At 41.6% G+C, this 24602-nt stretch carries 19 protein-coding genes; 7 read left to right on the top strand and 12 right to left on the bottom strand.

The features are described 5' to 3' along the window. Positions 1 to 128: 128 nt before the first annotated feature. From ACFI6G_RS01915 to ACFI6G_RS01905, 3 genes are all read right to left on the bottom strand, one after another. A complete protein-coding gene (locus ACFI6G_RS01915; RefSeq protein ID WP_010441142.1) occupies positions 129 to 698 on the bottom strand; it encodes a porin family protein in 570 nt (189 codons plus the stop codon). Positions 699 to 1100: 402 nt separating this feature from the next. Then, complete coding sequence (locus ACFI6G_RS01910; RefSeq protein WP_462710112.1) at positions 1101 to 1697, bottom strand: LysE/ArgO family amino acid transporter; 597 nt, start codon at positions 1695 to 1697, stop codon at positions 1101 to 1103. A gap of 81 nt (positions 1698 to 1778) precedes the next feature. Then, positions 1779 to 2237 (bottom strand): GNAT family N-acetyltransferase, encoded by a 459-nt coding sequence (locus ACFI6G_RS01905; RefSeq protein WP_010441144.1) that lies wholly within the window; start codon positions 2235 to 2237, stop codon positions 1779 to 1781. Positions 2238 to 2878: 641 nt separating this feature from the next. Here ACFI6G_RS01905 and ACFI6G_RS01900 point away from each other — a divergent pair. Beyond that, entirely contained in the window at positions 2879 to 3622 is a 744-nt protein-coding gene (locus tag ACFI6G_RS01900; protein ID WP_010441145.1) for a class I SAM-dependent DNA methyltransferase, read from the top strand. 161 nt (positions 3623 to 3783) lie between these two features. Here ACFI6G_RS01900 and ACFI6G_RS01895 read toward each other — a convergent pair whose 3' ends face one another. The 3 genes from ACFI6G_RS01895 to ACFI6G_RS01885 all read right to left on the bottom strand — a co-directional run bounded on the left by ACFI6G_RS01895 (position 3784) and on the right by ACFI6G_RS01885 (position 9429). Continuing rightward, complete coding sequence (locus ACFI6G_RS01895) at positions 3784 to 5814, bottom strand: TonB-dependent receptor domain-containing protein (RefSeq protein ID WP_016769227.1); 2031 nt, start codon at positions 5812 to 5814, stop codon at positions 3784 to 3786. 233 nt (positions 5815 to 6047) lie between these two features. Then, positions 6048 to 6968 (bottom strand): LysR family transcriptional regulator, encoded by a 921-nt coding sequence (locus tag ACFI6G_RS01890; RefSeq protein ID WP_010441149.1) that lies wholly within the window; start codon positions 6966 to 6968, stop codon positions 6048 to 6050. Between the two features lie 268 nt (positions 6969 to 7236). Further along, positions 7237 to 9429: an immunoglobulin-like domain-containing protein gene (locus ACFI6G_RS01885; RefSeq protein ID WP_462710111.1), complete on the bottom strand. Its 2193-nt coding sequence runs from the start codon at positions 9427 to 9429 to the stop codon at positions 7237 to 7239. 440 nt (positions 9430 to 9869) lie between these two features. On the opposite strand from ACFI6G_RS01885, the gene ACFI6G_RS01880 reads away from it, so the two are divergent. Then, complete coding sequence (locus ACFI6G_RS01880; RefSeq protein WP_010441152.1) at positions 9870 to 10352, top strand: hypothetical protein; 483 nt, start codon at positions 9870 to 9872, stop codon at positions 10350 to 10352. A 108-nt stretch (positions 10353 to 10460) separates the two neighbouring features. Here the strand turns inward: ACFI6G_RS01880 and ACFI6G_RS01875 are convergent, their stop codons facing one another. Beyond that, positions 10461 to 11453 carry a hypothetical protein gene (locus ACFI6G_RS01875; protein WP_010441154.1) on the bottom strand — a complete coding sequence of 331 codons (993 nt, stop codon included), beginning with the start codon at positions 11451 to 11453 and terminating at the stop codon, positions 10461 to 10463. Between the two features lie 473 nt (positions 11454 to 11926). On the opposite strand from ACFI6G_RS01875, the gene ACFI6G_RS01870 reads away from it, so the two are divergent. Further along, positions 11927 to 12685: an FCD domain-containing protein gene (locus ACFI6G_RS01870; protein WP_065101255.1), complete on the top strand. Its 759-nt coding sequence runs from the start codon at positions 11927 to 11929 to the stop codon at positions 12683 to 12685. A gap of 37 nt (positions 12686 to 12722) precedes the next feature. On the opposite strand, the gene ACFI6G_RS01865 is transcribed toward ACFI6G_RS01870, so the two are convergent. The 4 genes from ACFI6G_RS01865 to ACFI6G_RS01850 all read right to left on the bottom strand — a co-directional run bounded on the left by ACFI6G_RS01865 (position 12723) and on the right by ACFI6G_RS01850 (position 18719). Next, positions 12723 to 15002, bottom strand: a complete 2280-nt coding sequence (locus ACFI6G_RS01865) for a heparinase II/III domain-containing protein (protein WP_349662990.1) — start codon at positions 15000 to 15002, stop codon at positions 12723 to 12725. Positions 15003 to 15013: 11 nt separating this feature from the next. Beyond that, a complete protein-coding gene (locus ACFI6G_RS01860; RefSeq protein ID WP_065101257.1) occupies positions 15014 to 15556 on the bottom strand; it encodes an acyltransferase in 543 nt (180 codons plus the stop codon). A gap of 142 nt (positions 15557 to 15698) precedes the next feature. Next, positions 15699 to 16880 (bottom strand): mannonate dehydratase, encoded by a 1182-nt coding sequence (gene uxuA / locus ACFI6G_RS01855; RefSeq protein ID WP_248392561.1) that lies wholly within the window; start codon positions 16878 to 16880, stop codon positions 15699 to 15701. A 66-nt stretch (positions 16881 to 16946) separates the two neighbouring features. Beyond that, positions 16947 to 18719 carry a sodium:solute symporter family transporter gene (locus ACFI6G_RS01850; RefSeq protein WP_462710110.1) on the bottom strand — a complete coding sequence of 591 codons (1773 nt, stop codon included), beginning with the start codon at positions 18717 to 18719 and terminating at the stop codon, positions 16947 to 16949. Positions 18720 to 18941: 222 nt separating this feature from the next. On the opposite strand from ACFI6G_RS01850, the gene ACFI6G_RS01845 reads away from it, so the two are divergent. The 4 genes from ACFI6G_RS01845 to ACFI6G_RS01830 all read left to right on the top strand — a co-directional run bounded on the left by ACFI6G_RS01845 (position 18942) and on the right by ACFI6G_RS01830 (position 22501). Further along, positions 18942 to 20396: a mannitol dehydrogenase family protein gene (locus ACFI6G_RS01845; RefSeq protein WP_462710109.1), complete on the top strand. Its 1455-nt coding sequence runs from the start codon at positions 18942 to 18944 to the stop codon at positions 20394 to 20396. Between the two features lie 2 nt (positions 20397 to 20398). Beyond that, positions 20399 to 21484 (top strand): class I mannose-6-phosphate isomerase, encoded by a 1086-nt coding sequence (locus tag ACFI6G_RS01840; protein ID WP_248392559.1) that lies wholly within the window; start codon positions 20399 to 20401, stop codon positions 21482 to 21484. A 20-nt stretch (positions 21485 to 21504) separates the two neighbouring features. Further along, positions 21505 to 22149, top strand: a complete 645-nt coding sequence (locus ACFI6G_RS01835) for an HAD family hydrolase (RefSeq protein WP_462710108.1) — start codon at positions 21505 to 21507, stop codon at positions 22147 to 22149. A gap of 112 nt (positions 22150 to 22261) precedes the next feature. Continuing rightward, positions 22262 to 22501 carry a PAS factor family protein gene (locus tag ACFI6G_RS01830; RefSeq protein WP_065101261.1) on the top strand — a complete coding sequence of 80 codons (240 nt, stop codon included), beginning with the start codon at positions 22262 to 22264 and terminating at the stop codon, positions 22499 to 22501. Positions 22502 to 22708: 207 nt separating this feature from the next. Here the strand turns inward: ACFI6G_RS01830 and ACFI6G_RS01825 are convergent, their stop codons facing one another. Beyond that, complete coding sequence (locus ACFI6G_RS01825; protein WP_102357462.1) at positions 22709 to 24418, bottom strand: methyl-accepting chemotaxis protein; 1710 nt, start codon at positions 24416 to 24418, stop codon at positions 22709 to 22711. Between the last annotated feature and the right edge of the window lie 184 nt (positions 24419 to 24602).

Genomic DNA, 24602 nt, shown 5'->3' with positions numbered 1-24602 from the left:
CGGGTCACTTTGTAAACCAATTAGTTAGTCACTCATTCAATTCACTTAACTAATCATTAAATTATCTGATGATTGAATCAACTGACGACTAAAATTTAAGCTATTTTATGACCCAAAATATGAAGCTGTTAGAAGTTGTACGAAGCACCTAAAGTAACGCTGCTGAACGCCACATCTCTGCTCGCGATTCTATTGCCATTGTTATTAAAGAGTTCGATGTTTACGGCATCTGCCTGTGAAATTAGACGCAGTGTAAGGTTCTCAACCGGGGTATATTCAACACCAACACCGAAGTGAAAACCAGCACCAGAATCGTCATCAATGTAGCTCGAACCATGAGCGTTTAGGTCAACATAGCTCAGGCCAGCCAACACGAAAGGTCGGATTGAGTTATCAAATGTGTAACCTACATTTGCAGCAACAGAAAAAGAGGTCGGCGACAACACTTTAGTACCAAATTTTTCGTAGTCAGCGTAATCCGTGTAACCAAGTTCGATACCTACAATACGGTTAAATTGGTAACCGCCGTAAAGGTTATAACCCATGCTTTCAGCATCTAAACTACCAGCCCCGTCAGTGTCTGAATCTTGGTAGACACCAAGGCCTGCACCAATGTATGGACCGCCTTCGATACCAGCAGCATAAGTAGGAAGTGAAACCAAGCCAACTAGGCCTAATAGAAATGTTGATTTAAGCATGTAAATACCCTTTTTAGTCTGTCCTACAATAGCGCTGTCACTGTCTTTGGATGTATTCCGACACCAATCCAACTGTTGCGCTACTGTTTAAAAAAATGAAAAACAAAGCCTCCCATGAATAATAAAACAGTGTTCATTTAGAAAGCGAATGGGAAACTAGCACAACATTTTAGTGCTATCAAGCGAACCTGTAGCCATATTTTATCAGTCTCAAAAGTGAGACTTTGCCCTCACCATGGTTAATATTCAGAGCGTCACTGTTCAAATAACACTCGAAAAAGGCAAAAATAAACAAATTAGAAATAAGTTAAACAGGCATGAAATGTCATGTGGAACAGAAAGTTAGACAACAAAAATTAGAAGGCCGTAAACTAAACGGCCTCACAGTTCGATACGCAAGAACTAAATAACTAAAGAAACCGCAATCGACGCCATGATCATACCAATCACAAACTCCAACACTTTCCACGCTCTTGGATTCTTAAACAGCGGAGCTAAAAAGCGAGCGCCATAGCCAAGAGAGAAAAAGAACACAAATGATCCGGTGATCGCGCCCGCACCAAATAGCATGTGGTTAGGTTGATATTGCGTAGAGATCGACCCTAGCAAGACTACAGTATCCAAATAAACGTGCGGGTTCAGCCATTTAAACGCTAAACACATCGCCATCGCCTTTATTAGTGATTCCTTGGTATCTCCAACTCCCTCAAGCGCATGAGTCTCGGTGAAAGACGAACGTAAACTCAAGAACGCATACACGCCTAAAAATACTGCCCCACCGTAACGAGCAAATTGCTCGATTTGTGGAAACTGCTTCACAATCGCGCCGAAGCCTGTCACACCGAAGCTAATCAAAAGGGCATCTGAAATAGCGCAGACCAAACAAATGGCAAACACATGTTGATTCTTCAGACCTTGTCTAAGAACAAAAGCATTTTGAGAGCCGATCGCGAGGATCAACGAAAGCCCGAGAGTGAAACCAGCAAAGTAAGTCGACATTAAACTAAATCTTTAAGTTTGAATGAGTTGAAAGTAACAACGGTTTTAGCACTAATTGTTGTCTTGAAAGATCAGTTGGCATTAATTGAGCTCAATAGTCATAAATTGGCTGTGAGGATCAAGCGAATAATCCGAAAAGGGTTGGCAGTAATCAAAGCCAAACTTCTCATACAAACTACGAGCAGGTTGAAAGTACACTTCTGAACCGGTTTCTAGGCTAATACGTTGATACTGGCGGGCCGTTGCGGTTTCCAAAACGTGTTGCAATAGTTTGCTTGCGACACCGGATTTCCTTGCAAACTGACTCGTTCTCATCGATTTAAGTTCGGCGTGTTGGGTATCAAGTTCTTTGATTGCCACACAACCAAGTAACTGGTTCTCTTTCCAAGCACTGAAAAAGGTAACATCTGGCGACTTTAAACCCTTAATATCCAGTGCGTGTACACTTTCTGGTGGAGATGTCGCATACATATCCGCCAAATGCTCTTCAAGCAATGCAATCACTTCTCCACCCGACAAGTCGTCAATTTTTATTTCCATAACTGATTCATTTTCCTTAATAAATTATTAATCAACTTTCGATACCGTAAAATTACTCTATCCTAATACCTAGCGAATAACACACTGTAACGATGGAGTGTCGCTGTATTTCTCGTGTACCCTTTTTGACACATACATGACAACAAGACAAGTCTTAGCACGAGCACGAGCACGACATTAGCTTTTGCTTAAAGCACCTGTTTTCAATGAAAAATAAGCAGTCAGGTCGATATGGGTATCTAACTAGATTTAACCGCCGTAATACCTTGTCGGAATTTCGATTCTTCACAAGGGCGTATGACACTTCAAAATCACCGAAGAATCGATGTCGACAATCAGAACGCTCATATCTTCGGTTACCAAGACCGAGTAAAAAGCGTTATCTAGACGCTATCAGGGTAAGCTTACAAAAGGAAAGTTGTACACTGACATCCCAACTAGTAAATGTTAGATATTGACGATTTTTAAGTTGACTAACGATACCGATGCTCACACTGTTGGTGGCATGGTCATTAAGTGCTTGGCTAGTCATCAAGAACAGTACTGAATACACATGAATTTATCGAAGATTTGCTTGTTATTTTTAGGTTCTAGTTTACTATGCGCCACCCCAATTATTTCAGCAAATGCTGTAGGCCACTATGTCCGCCAACGCACTCTACACCGACCTATCGGGTTATTATGATTTAATGTGTGTCGATATTGACTACCAAGCGCAAAGTAACTGTGTTCGTAGGCTACATCAAATTTTCGGAAATGATGGAAAAACTCACTTAGACCTTGGTTGTGGCACCGGCCCACACGTTCGTCACTTCATTAACTATGGCTACCAAAGTAGTGGGCTTGATCTGAACAAACCAATGTTAGACATCGCTCAAGCTCGCTGCCCAGAAGCCAGCTTTTCAGTGCAGAATATGAGTAATTTTGAAGTATCTGAGCCACTAGATCTGATCACTTGTTTCTTATACTCCATCCATTACAACGATGGCATCGAGAATTTGAAAGCGTGCATTACAAGCGTTCATAAAGCGCTTAAACCTGGCGGTGTATTCTGCTTTAACGTGGTAGATAAAGATAAGATCAGCAACGATCTGTTTGTTCGACATACCACAAACCAAGCGCAAGACGATTTTACGTTCCGTTCAGGTTGGTATTACTCTGGCGAAGGTGATAAGCAAGCGCTGAAACTCAGCATTGAAAAAACGACCGCAGGTGAAACGCAAATATGGAATGATGAACACCCAATGGTGGCGTTCAACTTCAAAGCGCTGTTCGAAATATTGAAGCCCTATTTTGAGGTTCATACTTTCGAACACGATTACGACAAACTTTTGCCTTGGGATCTAATTTCAGGCAACGCGCTGATAACTTGCGTCAAAGCCTAATGGATTCCTAGCTATATAGCTTATTAGCTTATTAGCTTACATTACCGACATTATTTAACTAAGTAATGTATGAGCATTAGATCTAAAGAACCCACACGATGTTAAGTCGTGTGGGTTCGTTATTTTATCAGGCTCTATTTATCGAGTTACAAACAGACGGATTAGAAATCAGCGGTCATACCAACATAGTAAGTACGTGGCTGTTCAACATAACCTAAGTATTCTAGTTCGTTTGATACTGATTCGTCAGTTAAATTCGAGATACCCGCACGCAGACGTACTGAATCGTTCACATTATAAACGGTACCAATATTTAACGTCGTGTAAGCATCTTGAATTAGATCGGCTTCGATTTGGCGCTCGCCACGGTAACGCGCACTCACGAATGTGTTGAGGTCATACGTAGGATTCCAGCTCAATTTAACTAAACCTGAATGCTTGTAACGCTCAAGAAGTTCATCACCCGTAGATTTATCTTCCGTATCTAGATATGTGTAGTTACCCGATACGCCCCACTCGTCTGAAATTTGGTACTGACCCGCAATTTCAACACCTTGAATGATCGCTTCGGCTACGTTCTCGTATGTTTTTGCGCCGAGTTCACCCGTTGATGAACCATCAGGATTTTCACACTGACGAGCGCTTTCGTTCCAATCACCACCTTGTGGGCAATAACCTTCTGTTCTGTCGATCAGATCATTGATTTCGTTACGGAATAACGCAGCTTCTACATTCCAACGTGGTTGCGTGTACACGGCTGCCAACTCGTAGTTCAAACTTGTCTCAGGTTTTAGATCTTCATTACCAACCAGAGCACAGCCTCCCTTGCAACTTGATACTTGATAATCAGGTTGGTTTTGAGTCAATGATGGTGCTTTAAACGCTTTACCGACACCACCCTTAATGATTAAGTCATTGGTAGTTTGGTGAACAAGGTACACACGCGGGCTAAACTCTTCGCCGTAAAGTTCATGTTTATCTAAGCGACCACCGATCGTTGCTGTCAGTTGCTCGGTCATCAGCCATTGGTCTTGAATAAATAATGCACCTTGATACGCTTCGGACGTGCCGCTCACTAGGTTTTCTTTATTGGTCAACTCACTCAGTTGGTAATCCATACCAAACGTTAATGTGTGACTATCGCCAAGATAAGTCGTTGCAGACGCTTCAACAATTTGAGTCAGTTCTTCGATATCGCTGCTGAAGTTGTTTCCTAAATCGGCTGCATCGTTATCCGTTACGTTCTCGCGAGAATAACGTACTTGAGTATCGCCCCAACTCCAGTAACCGCTGTGTGTAATAGCTTGGCTATGACGAACCACGTGAGTATTGGACTCAATCACTGAGCTAGAACTTTCAGCGGCAGATTCACGCTCGTCATCACTGTAACCAAAGTCGAAATCGAGAGTTTGGTTGTCTGTTGCATGCCATGTCAGGCTTGCTAACATGCTCAGCGTATCTCGGCCTTCTAATGCTGTTACATCTTCACGATCGTAACCTGAATTATGCGTACCTGAGTATGGTTGCCATGCATTACGGCTCGTTTGGTTAACAGACACTCGAGCAAATAACTCATCTTCAATCAGCGCACCTGAAGTAGTTAAGCCAACTGAGTATTCTTGTCCCCCGTTGCCATCCATAGGGGATGAGTTATCCATGCTTACTGTAGAGCTCCAGTCATTTTCTGGTGCTTTAGTAATGATGTTGATTGTACCGCCCATACCATCAGAGCCGTAAAGCGCCGACATTGGGCCACGAATAATCTCAACACGTTCAATTGAGTCAGCTGGAATAGTAGATAAGTCAAAATCGTTACCGCGGATAATCGCGCTTGCTGAACTTAGACGACGGCCATTAACCATGATAAGCGTATAATCAGAATCCATACCACGAATCGAGATCATCTGACGACCAGCACGAGTGCTGTCAAAATCAGACTCCACACTGGTTGACTCAGCAACGATGTCAGCCAAAGTAATACCAGGGCTGTCTTCTATGTCTTGGGCAGTGATAACCGACATTGAGGCTGGTGCTTTTTTCAAAGCCATTTCAGTACGAGTCGCCGTAACAACCATCTGTTCATCCGTGTCAGTCACTTTTGTTTCCGCTAACACGTTAGCCGAAAGTGACGAACAAAGAACAGCAATTGCGATCGATAAAGGTGTACGAGTTAAAAGAGATCTCTCAGACATGATATGCATTCTTATATGTAATTGGTAATGATAATGGTTTGCATTAGACATTCACTTACCATTGTTATCAATGAAAGTTTCATACCAAAAATTGATTTTCGCTATTCAATATTCACATACATAAAAATAAGCATATTCAATATCTTTCAATAACCAAGCTCACATTTTACATACCTATTAATATCAGATTTAAAGCCATAGTAAGGTTAATAACTTGCGCTGAAAGCCGCTCGCTAAGCATAAACCTCTTTAAAGAGGTCCCTTACCCAGCGACACATTGGGTCGTTGTGAAAACGTTTATGCCAGTATAAATACACATCTTCAGATGGGTGGCGAAGTGCTTTAGGAACGCGTTTACAAATGAGGTTCCTCTGCTTTGCAGCTTGCAGTGCAAAAGGCGTAGGCAAGTGGAAGATGATGTCGGTCGCTTCCGCCATGTCAGGCGCTACGTTAAAATTCGACAACTGGATGGGAATCGAGAGCTGACGTTGCTTATCAATCAAACCGAGATCTTTAAATCGACTCTCAATTGAGAGCTTCTTGTCTCCTTGCAAAGAAATTTGACCAAGATGACTGTTGAGCAAATCATCGACCGTAATTTCTTTATCAGCCAAGGGATGGTCTTTATTCATCAATAAGCGGTAATCGCGACTGATCACGAACATTCGATACAGGTTCTGTTCTGAACTCAATGGTTCATGAGTCGACAATACAAAGTGTGCATCCCCAGACAACAAAGGGTCGAAGTGTCTTTTAGGAATAGAATCAATATCGACAATCATGTTCGGTGCTTGCTTACGTATCTCCGCGACCACTTTAGGAAGCAAGTGTGACACTTGAGGAACAAGGCCGAAAAATCGAACCGTTGTGTCACTGTTGTGAGGTTCGAACACATCGCCATGCACCAACTTTTCTAACCGAGTCAGTACCGAATTCAAATCTTGCTTAATCGCTTCTGCTTTTGGCGTCAATTCATAGCCATATGCCGCTCTCACCAACAAGTCATCGTTAAATACCGTTCGCAGTTTTTGCAGTGAACGACTCACTGTTGGTTGGCTCATATCAAGAGCTAATGCCGTGTTAGAAACATGCTTCTCTTCTAACAGGTGTTTGAGGATGACTAATAAATTGAGGTCGACTTGTGCAATATTCATTTTTTAAATAATTAGATCACATAAAATTCAGTGTACGCATAGTGCATTTTCTCAATAAATAATACAATTGATAATCACTCTTATTTTGATCTAAAGCAAACATGATTTACTTGATTTGAGCTTAAAAACGACTTTAGCAATGTCTAGTCTCATTAACTTTCGGCCTTCCACATCTACCAACTGTATTAAGAACTACAGATAAAAAAAGAGAGGCAAAATGCCTCTCTTCTATCGTTGTTTGTTATCTTATCACTAACTTCTAACGAGCTTACAGCTTTGTCCAAGCATCTTGCCAGTATTGGCTGACTGCAGGGGCGTAAGCTGGGCTTGCACACCATGCAGTGTATGGCCAAGGCTTACATTCGTATAAGGCATTGTCGCTACCCATTACAATGTCACCCGCTGCGTAACTTGTACCCGCAACATATGGAGGATAATTGCCTGGAGGTGGTGTTGTGCCGCCGTTTGCCTTTACAGAGAATAAATTGTTTACCATCACTATTTCACCGTCGGCTGCCTTACCAACCGCTTCAAATGAGTATTGTCCCTCGGCTACATCATAGAGATCCATTGTAATAGTACGGCTATCAACCAAGTTCACTTTCTCCTGTTCAACAACAGTACCTGCGCTATTTATCACCATTGTTGTAACATCAAGTGCTTCGCTTGAAGTCAGTGTCACCTCTAAATGTACATGGCCGTTCTCCGGTGCGTATTCAGATTGTAGGCCCGCTACTTGAAGTTCTAAGTCACCGGCTGGATCTGGATTTTCACCACCACATGAACTTTCTGAAACCTTTTTCCAAACGCCCCACTCACCTGTCGTCCCTGGCTCTTCGCCACGAGTATACCAACCCGCAGCCCACGTTGAGCCGTCATGCGAAACTTGGTCACCTTCAACATAAACGGTGTCAGTATCCCATGCCGTAGCACAGTTAGACCCATCAGTCACAGACACTTTACGTTCAGCAGTGACGGTTTGGTGAGCACTGTCTGTCACACTATATACAAGCGAGTAGCTGCCTATTTCATTCACATCGACACTGCCAGAATGTGAGATGGTACTTGTTAGATCGCCATCTTCAGCATCATTCGCCGTCACTCCTGCCATAGCATCAAACGATGCGCCTAGCATGACCGTGGTATCAGATACGCCGCCAAACGTAGGCTTTTGGCTGTACACTTCAACCATTCTTGCATTAGCCGTTTCGTTATTGTCGCTGTCTTTTACACGGTAAGTCAGAACATAAGTGCCAATAACTGCTGTTTCAACATAGCCCTCTACGTCGATTGATGGCGTTAGATCACCGTCTTCTTTATCTGTTGCAGTCACACCTTCCATTGGTTCAAAGACAACACCGTGCAGAACTCGTGCATTCTCGATACCTTTCAGTACTGGTTCGCCTTCAACGGGTGGTGGCGTCACTTGACCATGAACAAACGGGCCATAATCTTTAATAAACTGTTCGCTGTACTCGTGACCGTTCTTGTTGGTGCCCATGTCCCAGTTGATAGACCAGGTCATCACGCCTCGCAAAGGTTGACCTTGAGCTGTTAAGGTTTCGAACGCGGCGTATAAATCTTGAGGGTCTTTTACAAAACCCGTCGCTGCTGCGTCAATGCTTGAAGGAATACCAAACACAAGTTTGTCGTGTGGAATCTTGTCGAAACCGCGTGTTCCGTTGATAAGAGAGTCAGATATGTAGTAGATAAACTCTTCTTTTAACGCATCGTTGTTCTGAGCAATCCAACCTACACCTTCAACCCAGATACCATCGCCACCTTGATTGTAAAACTGCGGGTTAATCCAATCGTAGTAACCTTCTAGATTATCGATGTAAGGGACATATTTGCCACCTGACGTTAAATAGGGAAACTCTGGAGCCATCGTAATTAGGAAGTTTTTATCTTCAGTGCGGTAGTGGTCTTTCACAAGCTTAAGCGCGTCTGGAATCACGGTTTGGTTGTTGGCTGCCGTCACTGCCGCTTGTTCTAAGTCGATGTCTAGGCCATCAAAACCGTAGTGTTCAGTTAGACGAATAATCTCGTCAGCAAACGCTCTTTCATCACCTGTTTTTAATTCTATGTGTGCATCCGCACCACCCAGAGCTAACAGTACAGAGCGGCCTTGTTTGTTAAGTTCAGAAATTTGATCGATAAATTGTTGTTCTGAAACCCCAATAATTGGGTCCAGTTTGAAAGTAGGAATTCGACCATCAGCCACATCGTACACTTTCATGAATGACACATTCACAATGTTGTACATTGGGTTCACTTCATCCAATGTTACGCAAGGCGCATTACCACCTTGGTAACCCGCACCATCACACCAATTGTGCCAGTAACCAACCACAACGCCCGAATCTGGATTTGTCATGTCCGATCCATTCGCATAAACAGCGCCAGACATTGCGGCCATGCCGACCGATACTGCTAATTGCAGAGCTTTACGTTTCAACATTTATCCCACTTCCTAACCAACAGTTGTGCCAATCACAACCAAACCAATTCATTTTAGTCATGAATATTTATGGATCAGTAATGGAATTTTTATAAAAATTGAGGCTTTGATTTAACTTGTGATTTTAAGTCACAGATTGAATAACAAAATCAATTTGATTTTGACTTTTCATTGAAAATATAACGCTAAAATGCTGAATTTCATGCATTTAATATTGATAGAAGAAATGGTTAAATGGACTTAATTCACATCGATAATTATTACAAAGTTAGAATCATGGGTCAATTCAAAGTTGCATATAGACTTTTAAACATGCCGTTGTTAAGGCTTCCAAATGGCCAATGACAAGTCTCTGTCAAACATTAGTTAACCATCATACCTATCCATCAGTTTTAATAACTGTTGTGTTAACCTTTCGTCTCAAATTTCTGGAGATATGTATGGGACGAATCACCAAAAACCAACGCGAGGACAATTTCGCTTCTTACAACGCTCTTATTCTCGATATTTTCCTCAACGAGGGTTGGGATCACGTCACTTATGATCGACTAAGCAAAGAAACCGGCCTTAGAAAAAGTACCTTGCAAGGCTACTACCCAAGTAATGCCGATTTCGAAGTTGCAATCAAAGGAAAGGTATTCCCTATCATTTTGCAGCACCTTGATTTCACGTCAAAGCCCCTCCTTCTTGAGTCTTGGAAGAAAGCCATGAAAGTTACTCAATTTAAAATGATCATGCGCATGTTTGTAATGCAGGCTCACAAAAAAGGTTCTGAAGGTTCAGGTCGATTAGGGGTACTTGGCCTAGCAAAATATATCTCAGACAGGCTCCCGACCGAAGACCCACTCGAAATTATCCAATTACTGTTCGGCCTTACCGTAACCGAGCTGTTAAATATAGATCGTTCTCATATGCCAACATAGAAGCTCAATTAAAGTTCCATTCGTCACACAGCACGCGTTAAAAGTTTTACCCCTTCGGTATGAAATGGAAATAAACTGGGCGTTATAAAGCCCTAATTTATTTCACCACTAGGGTTTATTTGAATAGTAACTGGTTAGAGTGTTGATAAAACGTTGCTTATCCGTTTCTGGCAGTTGATTTATTCCCGCAGCTGCTTTTCTACCACCCCCCGTATCAAAGCTCGCGCAAATTTCATCTGCACCTGTTCGATTTGATAATGGAGCACGTAAGCTTACGGTGTAAGATTTATCGTCTTGATTCTTCGTTAAAACGGCTTGTGCTCGACTTGGATCTTGATTCACGATTTCATTGCCAAAGACACCACTAATGCGACGCGCCCAAGTCTCACCGGGTAGCTCAAACACTCGAGCAAATTCACTCTCATGGACAGGTGTAATGCTCATGAGTTTTTGGTGGTCATTTTTATAAGCATTGCGTAATTGGTAAAACACAGAATCTTGATCTGCTAGAAGATCAAATGGGTTGGGGTACTGGTAAAGAGCTTGGTAAAGTTCAATTGGCGTGAAATGTAAATCACTCAACGAACTGCCATATCCGTTGTAGTTAACTAAAGTCCCTAACTCCTCTAAGAAATCAATTTCAGCTTGATCCAATCCATTCTCAACAGCTAACTGAACAGCGACAGCTTTTAGGTTATCACCAAAGGCGGCAGCAATTGCCCATGCCACATGCTCACCCTTTAACTTTCGATTTATCAACAAACTAGTGCAGCATTCAGGTGCAGTATCAATCAAAGTTTCAAGATATCTAGATTTCGGCACTTCTCCCGTACGATGGTGATCGCAATAGAAAACGTCGATACTTGCGTCTAGTAGTGAATGGAGTGCGGATAGATTTTTCTCCATAGATACATCTAAGACCGTAACAGATGAACTATCACCTTGTTTACCTTGCCCCATCATCTGATTAACGACTTGAGATACCAACTTGATATCGCGCTTCACACCAGTAACGAGTACACTCTCTTTAGGCTGACTTAGGCGAAGTTGTAACAACGCGATGATGCCGTCTGCGTCTCCATTAAATACGTCGTAGTGCATTTTGTTCCCCTCATTTAAATAGACACTGGCTGCATTGCGTTCTGAGTTTGCTAATTCAGCTAAGCTTAGTTCATTGCTTATACCAATCACGGTCGATACATACAAACCCATGAAGTATTAAAGTAGCCTAACAAACGAGTTCGTTTCTTATCAATATCATGTTGTTAGGTGATATAACATTACTGAAGCAACCTGATTGAGCGTGGACAGCGATAGTTGGATGTTCCAATACGAAATTAGGCGCAAGTAAAGCTACCTATAACCTGAGAACACCAAAGGTTCATCTATTCATTCCATAAACCTTTGTTCAAACACATAAAAACCAAGGTTCGCAAATAGTTACCCTTTGATACAATCATCGATGTATTAGTTAGGTTTTTACTCGAATTGATATTTATATGCGTTTACAATGGGTTTCTGATTAATTCAGAACTTTCATTTACACCACAGATCCAAAGGTAACCTGCATTTCCATGATCAACTTCGAACCCAAACGCCCTTATCAAACCCTCGGTCTTATCTTGAGAAAAGAACTATCTGATGGTCTTTACCCGATTGGAAGTCGTTTACCGCCCGAGCGAGATATTGCTGAGCGTCTATCCGTGAGCAGAGCTGTGGTTAGAGAAGCAATCATCATGCTGGAACTTGAGGGACTCGTTGAAGTAAAGAAAGGCTCGGGAGTGTACATCGTTAACTTACCGACTACATCAACAGTGGCACAAAATGAAGATGTAGGTCCTTTTGAAATGCTTCAAGCAAGACAGTTATTGGAAAGCAGTATTGCTGAGTTTGCTGCAACACAAGCAACCCCTGCTGATATCGAAAAAATGCGTGAAGCTCTAGAAATTGAGCGCCGCGAAATTGAAAACAATGTCCAAAATCCGGTTGGTGACAGAATGTTCCATCAGCGTATTGCCGAAGCGACACAGAATTCTGTGCTGGTCGATATTCTAAAGGAATCGTGGGAACGTCGTGAGTCTAGCCCTATGTGGAAGACACTGCATACACATATCGAGATCCAAGACTATAGGAAAGAGTGGCTAGATGATCATGCTGCTATTTTGCTAGCGATGAGACGCAAGAACCCAATCGAAGCCAAGCAAGCGATGTGGCAACATCTAGAACATGTGAAGATTAGGCTTTTAGAGCTTTCTGATTTTACCGACCCTAATTTTGATGGTTATCTGTTTAACTCCATTCCCGCTATCGCGACATCAAAAGACAATCTTTAGAAAATAGGTGACATAAAATACTTATGTCACCTGATTTTTACGGAGTGATCTCCTCACCAGTTTCTACATTGAGCTTAAAAGACTGGCCCGCATGGGCAAGTATCAAAGTATTTTCGTCAGTTAACACGTAATCTATTGGTTGTTTTAAGCAACTCATAACCACTTGATGTTGCTGCTGTTCTTCTATGAACCATTCTAGATGTTTAATATCTTTCTGAGCGTCAGATTCAACATTCCCTTTGAAACCATCACCGTCATCAATTTCACTTGTTAACTTAACTACACAAGAAGGATCACTCATCATTCCAAGATAATAAGTTTCTTGTTCATGGTGCAAATCAACACTCCCCCCCTTAATAACAACTTCGAGCGGGGTATGGGCTCGCCATTGCATCGATTTGGGTTCAGATAGCCTAATGTTGTCGACAATAACGACCCCGTTATCTGCAACTTGTATTATTGTTCGCACAAACGACTCACAACTCTCATAAGCATTCGCGAGATCTAGAACGACACATTGAAACTCATTGCTATCAATTCGAGTGATTACTGTTGCTTGAGCTGTTGCGCAATCTATCTTCTGACCTTCAGTCGCGTTGGTAACGCTATCGTCTAAATTGACACCACCAAATAAGGGTAAATTATGCGCCTGCGTAGTTCGAGTCCATAAACTATGATGTTTGCTACCAAACCTATAGCCATAACTGCCACTCGGAGTAAGAACATTAACGCCATCATCGACTAGTGCAACATTCCCTTGATCAGCATGGCGATGAGAACTATTACCAAACTTACTTGCTCGGTAGTACACCGACATTTTACTATGGGCAGTTTTACCTAACCCTGCGTATGAATAGTAAATATTGTTCGACGCAGGGCTCACACACAGAGCAGTCTCGTCAGAAACAAACGCCTCATTTGAAGTCATTAACGTATTAGAAACGGTTGAATGTTGATCCGATTTTTCAAATTGTAACTGCGGATACGTCGGTACTATATCTAATAAATGGAGCTTGTAAGTCTCAATATTGGACTCTAACTTCTTGGACTCTAATATCGACTTCGTACAACCATACCGTGGTGCATATATTCTGAGTGGATTTTGCGCAAAGAAACCAGGCCACTCTTTACCTTCTCTCTTACACCAGAAGCCATCACCAAAGGGATGAATTCGATCGTTATTCGCCACAAAGTCCAAAGCAAACTTAACGTAATTCTTATAAAACGGGTGATTATAGAAAGAAAAGCCACTTAAACGCTCAACCGACAAGAAAAACGGATGGTGCCACTTGGTATAGGAAGAAGAATAAAAAGGCCCCTCAACCCAACTGCCATCTTTTCCGCCATAGAAAGGCAACACACCTCGGTAAATCATTAAGGCGTAATTAAGCCAACGTTCACAAGTTTTAATTTCAAACTCTTTGTGTAACACAAGGGCAGCAACGCCTAAGTAAGCAGGCAAACGCGATGTATGAGAATGTCCCGGGTACTGTTTAAACTTATCTTGCTCTAAGCGCTCTTCCATTTGATAGGCATATCGAATTAAGAGCGGCCTGACGAATGAACACTCGTCGGTCGTCAGCAATGGAGACAACCAATGATAGGCAAGATACAAATTTCGCGTCATTGACAGGCCAATTTCATCTCCCCACGTGCAAGGCCTTAACAGTGACGCCGGGCCTTCAGGGCTCCACTCGGATAAGCGCAATAAAATTTGGCATGCCTTGTGTCCTGCCACCTCATCACCCCACACCTTATATAGTAATGTTAGTGCGATAAGATCGCGATCAATCCAACGTCTTACGTTAGCGATAGCTGTACGCTTCCCTTCTTCATTACCACGGCGATAATGATTAGAATATAAAATGTCATCTATATCAGTTAGTTCAACACTATTGCGTAACTTGTCTCTTGCACTTAATGAAGTATTGCTGACTGCGTCAATATCTTCATCGAGATACATCATAAACTGGTCTTTATTAGCACACAGTGAGAATAGTGACATAGCGTCCGGTGCCAAGTAGTTTTCTGACTCCGTCGTGATTTCAAAAACAATCCAATCAGATTTTGCTAGAGTATTGAGGCAAGTCACTCTCCAGCGATAGCTGCCTTGAGGTAACTGAAATGTCGGTTGTAAAGGAGACTGCACCGATTTCCAATCCCATGTTTGCTCACCGTCTTTGTCTTCAAGTTCGATGTTATACGCAGAACCATACTCTCCTTGAGGCCAATTGAAACTTGGGGGATTGACTGAGGAAATTTCGTTACAAGGCGACAAAAAAACTTGGAAATCATGCGTTCTTTCTAGTTGTAGCATGTGTTACTCCTCTATTTCGACCAATGATATTGCCCTGTCTCTGCATCAATATGACCAATTTGCTTCGCTGGGGTCCCTGCAAAAATCGAATATGGGGGCACATCGGATGTCACTACCGAATTAGCACAAATCAATGAACATTTACCGATGCTCACTCCTGGAGTGACAACAACACCAGATGTCAACCAAACACCCTTTGCGATTGTGACCTTTCCGCTTTCCAAATCACTACGACCACTAAAGCTCTCTGAAGTCGGGTCAAATAAATGATTAGACGCAACGACAGAAACATGTGGCCCTACCAAAACGTCTTCACCAACCTCCACATCACCATTGATGTAACTGTATAGGCCTATATAACTTCGTGTTCCGATTTGGTTTTCACCAATGCGAACGATAGCTCCTGGAGCAACTCGAACATTATTGTTGGTGAAGCCTAAGATTTGAGCTCTCGACTCGTCATCATGTTTATTATTACTTTGTGTTGTATATAGGGTGAATTTTCTAAATTCCTCATCCGAAAGTTCACCGCCAAATTTTTGTTGAACCGACACATCATCACCTATAAATAAAGGGAAGTAACAGTAATGACTTCCCTTATTGATTATCAATATTTTCACTGACACTAAATAAGCTAAGCCGATAATATCCCTGGGTTAGCTTAATTTAAAAACCCAATATCGAATTGAAAACACATTAATTAAAATGAGACCGAGTCAATGCATACTCGACACCACGAATCTCAGCTAAGCCTTTTAAACGGCCTATGCAAGAATACCCTGGGTTTGTTTTTTTATTTAAGTCGTCAATAATTTGGTGACCATGATCAGGCCGCATTGGAATTAAATCACGTTGTCCATTATTAGTACGACGATTTTCTTCTTTAAGAAGTGCAAATATCACTTCATACATATCAACATCACCATTGAGATGAGCTGCTTCATGGAAGTTGCAGGGGTCTTCTTCACGCTTGGTTGAACGTAGGTGCGTGAAATAAATTCGGTCGCCAAAAGTTTCAATCATCTTCACAAGATCGTTATCGTCTCGCACACCATAAGATCCGGTACACATAGTAATACCGTTCATTTTGCTCGGTACTCGATGCGTCAAGAATTCGATATCTTCAATCGTAGATACCACTCGCGGTAAACCAAGAATTGGGCGTGGTGGATCATCAGGGTGAATGGCCAACTTAACACCATACTCTTCACACACTGGGGTAATTTCGTTTAGGAAGTAGACTAAATGTTCACGTAATTTATTGCCATCAATGTGTTGGTACTGATCCAATTGCTCTCTAAACTGCTGAAGAGTATAGCCTTCTTCCGCGCCTGGTAGACCAGCAATGATATTCGATGTTAGCTGTGCAATTTTATCATCGGGCATGTTAGAAAAACGAGTTCGAGCAAGTGCAATGTCTTCTTTTGAATACTCTTCATGTGCACCTTCTCGTTCTAGTATGCATAGTTCAAAAACAGCAAAGTCAATATGGTCAAACCTTAATGCTTTTGAGCCATCTGGGAGTACATACTCTAAATCTGTTCTCGTCCAATCAAGAACTGGCATAAAGTTATAGCAAACTGTATCAACTCCGCATTCAGATAAATTGATAATAGATTGCTTATAGTGCTCTATCCATTGAATGAAATTTCCAGTTTGAGTCTTGATCTCTTCATGAACCGGGATACTTTCGACAACTTCCCATGTAAGTGAATTTTCTTCTATTAGCTTTTTGCGTTTTAGTATTTCTTCTTTAGGCCATATGTCACCATTCTTAATATGATGTAATGCCGTTACGATTCCTGTTGCCCCAGCCTGACGAATATCATTAAGCGTTACAATATCATTTGGACCATACCATCGCCAAGTTTGCTTCATAAGTTATTACCTATTATTGATTTTTTGATGAAGCCTTATTAAGGCTTCATCTGATATTTTATTTAATTAGACAGTGTAAGCTTTTAGTTTTACATCATTTAACTTACCAGCTCGTAGTAATAGCCAAGATATAAACCCGACAATCGCTGCCATTAATACAAATAACATTCTTCCCCACATAGGGTTTGGTATCAGCGTTAATAGAAGAAGCGCGGCACTTGTCGCCAATAACACTCGACCAAGTAAGATGTACTGTTGTCTATCAGCTTCGAAGCTTTGAGGCGAATCTTCGACAATTACTGGAGTTTCTGCATTACTAAAGAACTCTGCGATTTCTTCAGCACGCTTACCTGTTGGCTCTTTATAGAAAAGTTGAGTCAGCAAGAAGAAACCACCTGTGATAATAATGTGCCCTGTTACACCCATGGTTATCGATTTCATTTCAGCGAATTCACGACTAGACAATGGTTCAGATAAATTAAACAGGCTTTCGATCATTGGTGCATTTGTTGAAGCAATAACGGCTGAAACACAAGCGCCTACGGCAATGGTTGCCCAACATGACCAATCTGGAGTCTTCTTGATAAAGAAACAAAGCAGTGAAGGAATAAGCACAGGGAACGCGACAAGCGTACTCACCATCATAAGTGCATCAAATAGACCAAAATCTTGCAGTTTGCTCATGAACAAGCCACAAACAATAATCAATAAGCCGAATACCACGGTAGAAACTTTACTTGCAAACAAGATCGATTTATCTGATTTGTCTTTTGCAATGTAAGGTTCATAAACGTTTTTAATGAATATGCCAGCATTTCTATTTAATGCTGAGTCCATTGACGACATGGTTGCAGCAAACATAGCTGACATCATCAAGCCAACCATCCCAACGGGCATCTCGTTACGAACGAAGACAAAATAGGTGGCGTTAGATATATCTTTGCCTAGAACATCGAGGCCCCATGTAGACATATCTGGGTAATTTCCGCTTACATACCAAGCAGGAAGGAACCAAATGAAAGGCCCAAACGCCATTAGACAACACGCCAGGATTGCAGCTTTACGTGCATTATTAGTATCTTTTGCTGCAATATAGCGGTAAGAATCAATCATATTGTTTGTACTGAAGAACTGTTTGATGAAAATACAGATAAACCAGCCAACAAATAAATAGGTATAGCTATACCCTTCTCCAACAAAACCTTGATCAGGCAAACCCGCTTCTAGGATTGGTGTTACACCACCAGATTTGTATATCGCTACGATTGTCGCTATGAAGGTAACAACAGTAATGATGATCATCTGTATAAAGTCTGATGCAACTACAGCCCAACTTCCACCGACCAGAGACATGAGAAGTACAACCATACCTGCAGCAACTATCGTTGTTTCAATTGGGATATTAAATACCGCACTTGCAAAGATCGCTAATGCATTTAGCCATAGCGCAGCCTGAAGTACACTCGACGGTACTGTCGCCCACGTTACAACTTGCTCACTGACAGGACCAAAACGTTTGCGAATGCCTTGGATTGGGCTGATAACTCGCATTTGTCGAGCTCTTGCAGCAAAGAATAAGTAGTTACAAAAGTAACCGAGAGCATTCGCAAAAAAGATAACAGAGATGGATAAGCCAACATCAAGAGCTTTTCCCATTACGCCAGTAAACGTCATAGCACTCAGTGCTTGAAGAAATGCTGTGGACCCAACCATCCACCACAACATTTTGCCTCCCCCCCTAAAGTAATCACTTGTCGATGACGTTGCTGATCGAAACATCCAACCTACTCCGAGGAGGAAAACGAAGTAGCCTATAACTATAAGTATATCGATATTCATAATGAGCCCTAACCGTGATATTCAAAAACTAAACACCTTTCGCTTTCTTTTATATCGCCCCTAGATATTGGTTGTCAAAATTGGTCTACCAATTGGTTGACGCTTCTCACAAAAAAACAAACCTCTGATGATATGCCATTTAAATCATACAAATAAATGCTACCCTCTAGTGGTAATTTTTATAGCCGTCTAATTTCAAAATTAGGGTAAGAGTTCAATAAAATGAATAAAAACGTTAATAATCAATACATAAAGGAAGATCAAGAAATCATTCATATTGGTTTAGGGGCTTTTCATCGAGCTCATCAAGCTTTATATACAAGTGAATTGTTAGACAATAAAAAGTCTAACTGGACGATCTGTTCCATTAACTTATTTGGTTCACAATCGCTTATTCAGCAGTTAAGAGAGCAAGGTCATTGCTACACTGTTTTGGAGAGAGGTGCGACAAGCGAGCAAATAAAAATATCAAAGGCAATCACTCAATCCTTACATCCAGATCTAGACGGTCAGTCGACTATCATCGAAAAAATTGCGAATCCAAACGTTCGTATAGTCTCAATGACTATCACAGAAAAAGGCTATTGCATTGAACCAAGTACTGGTTCTCTTGATGTTAACAACCGTCTTATCCAGCTCGATCTCGACTCACCTTCTCGTCCAGTATCCGCCATCGGTTATATCGTTGAAGGTTTAAGACTGAGAAAAGAAAGGAATATTAACGCGTTCACCGTATTGTCTTGCGACAATATTCAAAACAATGGAGAAGTAGCGAAGTCGGCTATTCTTAGTTTTGCAAAATTGGTCGACTTGGAGCTGTATTCTTGGATAGAGGCTAATGTCACATTCCCAAACACCATGGTTGACCGTATTGTTCCAGCGGCGAGTAAAGAAAGCTTATCTTATATAGAAACAGCTATCGGCTACTCGGATCCATGTTCCATCGCTTGTGAACCTTTTCGACAATGGGTAATAGAAGATAATTTTGTAATTGGTCGACCAAATTGGGATGAAGTGGGCGCGCAATTCGTCGATGATGTCATACCTTTTGAAGAGATGAAGTTACGCATGCTAAATGGTAGTCACTCACTTCTTGCGTACTTGGGATACTTGAGTGGTTATAAGTATGTGTCAGAAGCGATTTCAGACCCATATTTTAAGAAGGTGATCCTAGACTTCATGATGAATGAGCAAGCGCCTTCATTGTCGTTACCAAAGGAAACTGACATTGCAGCTTACGCAAATTCGCTGATTGAACGTTTCTCTAACCCAAATTTAAAGCACCTTACCTCTCAGATAGCAACCGACGGAAGTCAGAAATTACCACCTCGATTTTGTGAATCTCTCAAATATAACCGTAAAAATGCGGTTCAAACAACTTGGTTAGAGTTGGGCATTGCAGGGTGGATGGCTTATGTGATTGGCACGGATGACAACGGCTATGCTATCGAGGTTCATGATCCAATGGCTAGCGTGTTCAAGCAAATCAAACAAGAAAGCAAAACGCCTAGTGAGGCTGTCGTTTCTTTATTAAGTATTGATAGTATTTTTGAATCTAGCCTTCTTGCAGATGCCGAATTCGTAAATAAGATAGTCGACCTTTTCGAACGTATTCAAGAGGTTGGTGCAATGCAAACTTTACATAACTTAACAAAAACACTGAACTTAAAGGGCTAGACATGGAATACAAAAATAAGTTAATTCGATTTGGTCAAAACCGCGTTTGGCGCTCTTACAGTGGCGGTAGAGTTTTAGACCAAATTAATAACGAAAGCGTTCCGGTCGACTCTCATTTTCCTGAAGACTGGATTGCATCGGTCACTAAAGCCGTTAATCCAGGTCGAGAAACAATCAGTGAAGGTCAATCAACTGCGATTATCGGCGATCACTCACTCGATTTCGCCGAGTTATTAGATCAAGATCCTGAGTATTTTTTAGGTAAAGAGCACTTCAGTAGATTCGGTCCTAACCCTATGGTTTTGATTAAGTTTCTAGACTCTTCAATTCGCTTACATTTCCAAGCACACCCAACCAGAGAGTTTGCCCAAAAGCACCTAGATTCAAATTCAGGTAAGGCTGAAGCCTACTATATTTTGCAAGTTCGTGAAGAAATTGATGATCCTTATATTTATCTCGGATTTCAGACGCCTCCGACGAAAGAAACGTTAAAAGAGATTATTGTTGAACAAGACATTAACCGGCTGAAAACTTGCTTCGAAAAAATCAAAGTCTCTCCTGGTGAGTGTTACTTTATTCCAGGAGGAATGCCTCACGCGATTGGCGAAGGCATTCTAATGATTGAGATAATGGAACCATCGGACTGGGCTGTTCGATTTGAGTTTGAACGAGCCGGTTATACACTTCCTGAAGAAGCTCGCTACATGAAGCGAGATTTGGACTTTTGCCTTGATGTTTTTGACTATTCAGAGAAGTCGGTTGAAACTGTGGCAACTCAGAACAAGAAGACACCTCAACTATTAACAACTTATGCTGACGGATCGGTAAAAGAATCTCTCATTGATGACAAAACAACAGACAGATATCGAGTTTGTCGCACAAAAGTCATTAGCAACATCATCAAATCTGAGAGCGACTTTTATGTCGGTGTTATTTCTGCTGGCAGTTGCACGATTAAATTAGACGAAGAAATTTTAGTACTCAATAAGTACGATAGATTTTTCTGTCCGGCTGGCATTGAAAATATCACGATAGAAACAGACGATGGCGTCGAGATTATTGAATGCTACCCACCATTAACGAATTAATCATGAGTTAACGTATTGAAATGGAACCAATAAACCTTTATTACGACGCCTTTATCTTTGATATGGATGGAACATTAGTAAACTCCGAGCCTCTCAAAGGCCAAGCATTAGCGCTGACCTGTAAAGACTATGGTTCCATCGTTGACTACCGTATTTATCAAAATGTAATGGGTATGAAATGGGAAAATGTCGTCCAATATTTTTTCAAAATTGGTGGAATCGAACCAGAGATACAAGAGTTTAACGACAAATTTAGAGAACATTATCAATTACTCCTTTCACAAAAATTATCTATCAATAAAGGGGTTATTAGCCTTCTAAAGCAACTAAAATCTTCAGGCAAGCAATGTGCGGTTGTCACCTCTGCACAGCAGTGGATGGCTAACCAAATACTAAAAGCTTGTAAACTTGATCGCTTGTTTGATCTTGTCATCGCTAAAGAGCATGTTTCAATGCACAAGCCAGATCCTGAAGCTTATTTGTTGGCGCTATCCAGATTAAATGTAACATCAGATAAAGCCATTATCTTTGAAGACTCCACCCCAGGGCTTAAAGCTGGATTAGCAAGTGGTTGTGAGGTCATTGCATTTCAACATTCTTTCAACATAAACAATGATTTTTCAGGTGCGTTAAAAATCATTGATGATTTCTCACTTGTCAGTTAAGACCAAAATGCCCACTCTAAGTTTATTTGACTTATTGTATGATATATATCACAGCAACTTGTACCCAAATGATATTAAAATAGAAATCCCCCACTCAAAGATAAAGCGCCATATGAACACTACCACCACTCTTGTTTATGACACTTTAAAAAGCCTTGCTGCACACGCTCCTGAGCAGCATGCCGAGATTAGACAGCGATTATATGAGCAGTTGAGCCTGCCATTTAATAAGCAGATCTCGTTATACGCTAACGTTTTGGGCCCGATTAGTTCAGGTAAGTTAGCCGGATGCGACAACATCGACAAAGCGGTCGAGCTTGCACTCGAAGTGTTGGAAGGCCGAAGTAAATAACAACGCGACAGTAATAGTTACAGCAACAGTAACAAGCGTTCTTGAACCAAAGACCCTGCTCTCCCCCGAGCAGGGTCTTTTTTTGACAAGGCAAATCATATCTAAGGCACTCAAAATACAAAAAGGCGCAGATTATCTGCGCCTTTGTTTTCATCCCACTTAAATCTCGTTTTCCCGTTTATTAAGAGCTTTTCAAATCATTATCAATTACGACGTCTTGAACTGCGCCACGGCTTTATCCATGTCATGGGCTTGCTCTGCGACTTTATCGACTTCAACTAGACAGTGCTGCGCTGAAGCATTGTTGTCGTTAGAGATAGTGTTTAACTCGGTGATTGAGTCACTCACTTGCGCCATTACAGCACCCTGCTCTTCAATCGCTGATGCAATACGTTCTGAATTACCTTGAATGCTTTCCATGTCGCTCAAGATAAGCTGCAAGCTAGCGTCTAGCTCCTCAGAATCTTTCAGAGTCAATTGGCCCTGTTGGTTACACTCTCCAATCTCGGTCATCGAAGCGTTCATTTGACTTTGGATTGCGGTGACTACACTGGTGATTTCAGTGGTTGACTGGTGCGTTCTACTCGCCAGCGCTCGTACTTCATCCGCAACCACAGCGAAGCCACGGCCTTGTTCACCTGCTCGCGCGGCTTCAATGGCTGCATTCAATGCTAGCAGATTGGTTTGCTCTGCAATCCCTTGAATGATATTGACCGCGTCGCCAATTTGATCAACATGATGGTTCAATGAACTGATCGAGTCTTGGCTGCTTGAAAGACGTTCAGACAGCTGGGTAATATTGTTTATAGTGTCTACAACCACTTCACGACCTTTATCAGCATTCACTTTGGCTTGCTGGACACCCTCCGCAGCCACAGATGTACTTTCTGAGATTTCACCGATGGTGAGCACCATTTCTTGCACTGAAGTGGTCATGGTTGAAGTATGGTCAGCTTGCACTTCAAACTGTTTGATGACCGATTCAAGCTCATCATGCATGTTCGACGTGCTTTGCGTCAGTTGCAGTGACTTAGATTGAGACGCCGCGATTAAGCCTTCCAACTGATCAAGCAATTGGTTGAAATATTGGCCTAGCGTGCTGAGTTCATCTTTGCCATCAATGTGTGAACGAATGGACACATCGTTAGAATCGACAATGTTACGAATCACCGAAAGTAGAGATTCAATTTTACCGATGATAGAGCGGACAATTAACCAGCTGAACAGAATGATCGACACAAGCAATGTGACGCAAAGGATATTGTTAATCAGCGATAGCTTGTCCATCTCTTGTTGCGTTTGTTGCTCTAACACCGCTGAGAACTCTTTAAACTGAGTTTCTATAGCATGAGAACCGGAGCGTGCTTGTCCTAACAGACCTTCGTTGTGCTTCAAGCCAATGACTTGCTTCTGTGCGACCACTTGTTTAGCGGTATCTAACAACTTGCTTGAACTAACTGAAAGACCACTTGGATCGAATATGCCCTTTTCAATCAGATCATTAAACAAGTACAGTTCGACTTGTTGCTCTGCTTTGACTGTTGCACCGATGCTGTCTAGTTCTTCATGAAATCGACCGAGTAAGCCTTTATCTCGTGCTAATCCGTAGACTTCATAAGCTTTCGCCAATTCAACGAAGCTTACCTGGTAGGCTTCAATGTCATCACGTAACCGTGCTCTGTTGGCCAAACCCAAATCGCTAAGTACGGTATTGAGCTGAGATTCAGATTCTAAAAATTGGTTGTAGTTAACATCGAAGTTATCGAGATATTTTAAATCGCTACGTAACAAAAAATCTTTTTCGTTGCGGCGAAGGTTAAGCAATCGTACTTCAAGTTCCTTGGTGATTTGTTTAGCTTGGCTCATTTGAGCCGTGGTATCTGCAAATTGTGAAGTGGTAAACAGCAATGCAATCATGCCGAAAATGGAAAATATTCCCAATGAATAGAGCTTGTTCTTTATGTTCATGTATGTGACTCGTCTTTACTAATCTAATAATAGGTATCTAAGTTTTTGTGTAACTTTTGTTATCTTATTTTTATGTTTATCTAGCTTCAGTTATCTATCTAGCTCTAGTCGTTTGCATAACCTAGGTTATTTA

This window comes from Vibrio sp. PSi01, assembly GCF_054960695.1.
Note: the sequence above shows the minus strand (reverse complement) of the source record. Positions and strands in the feature narration are given on the sequence as shown.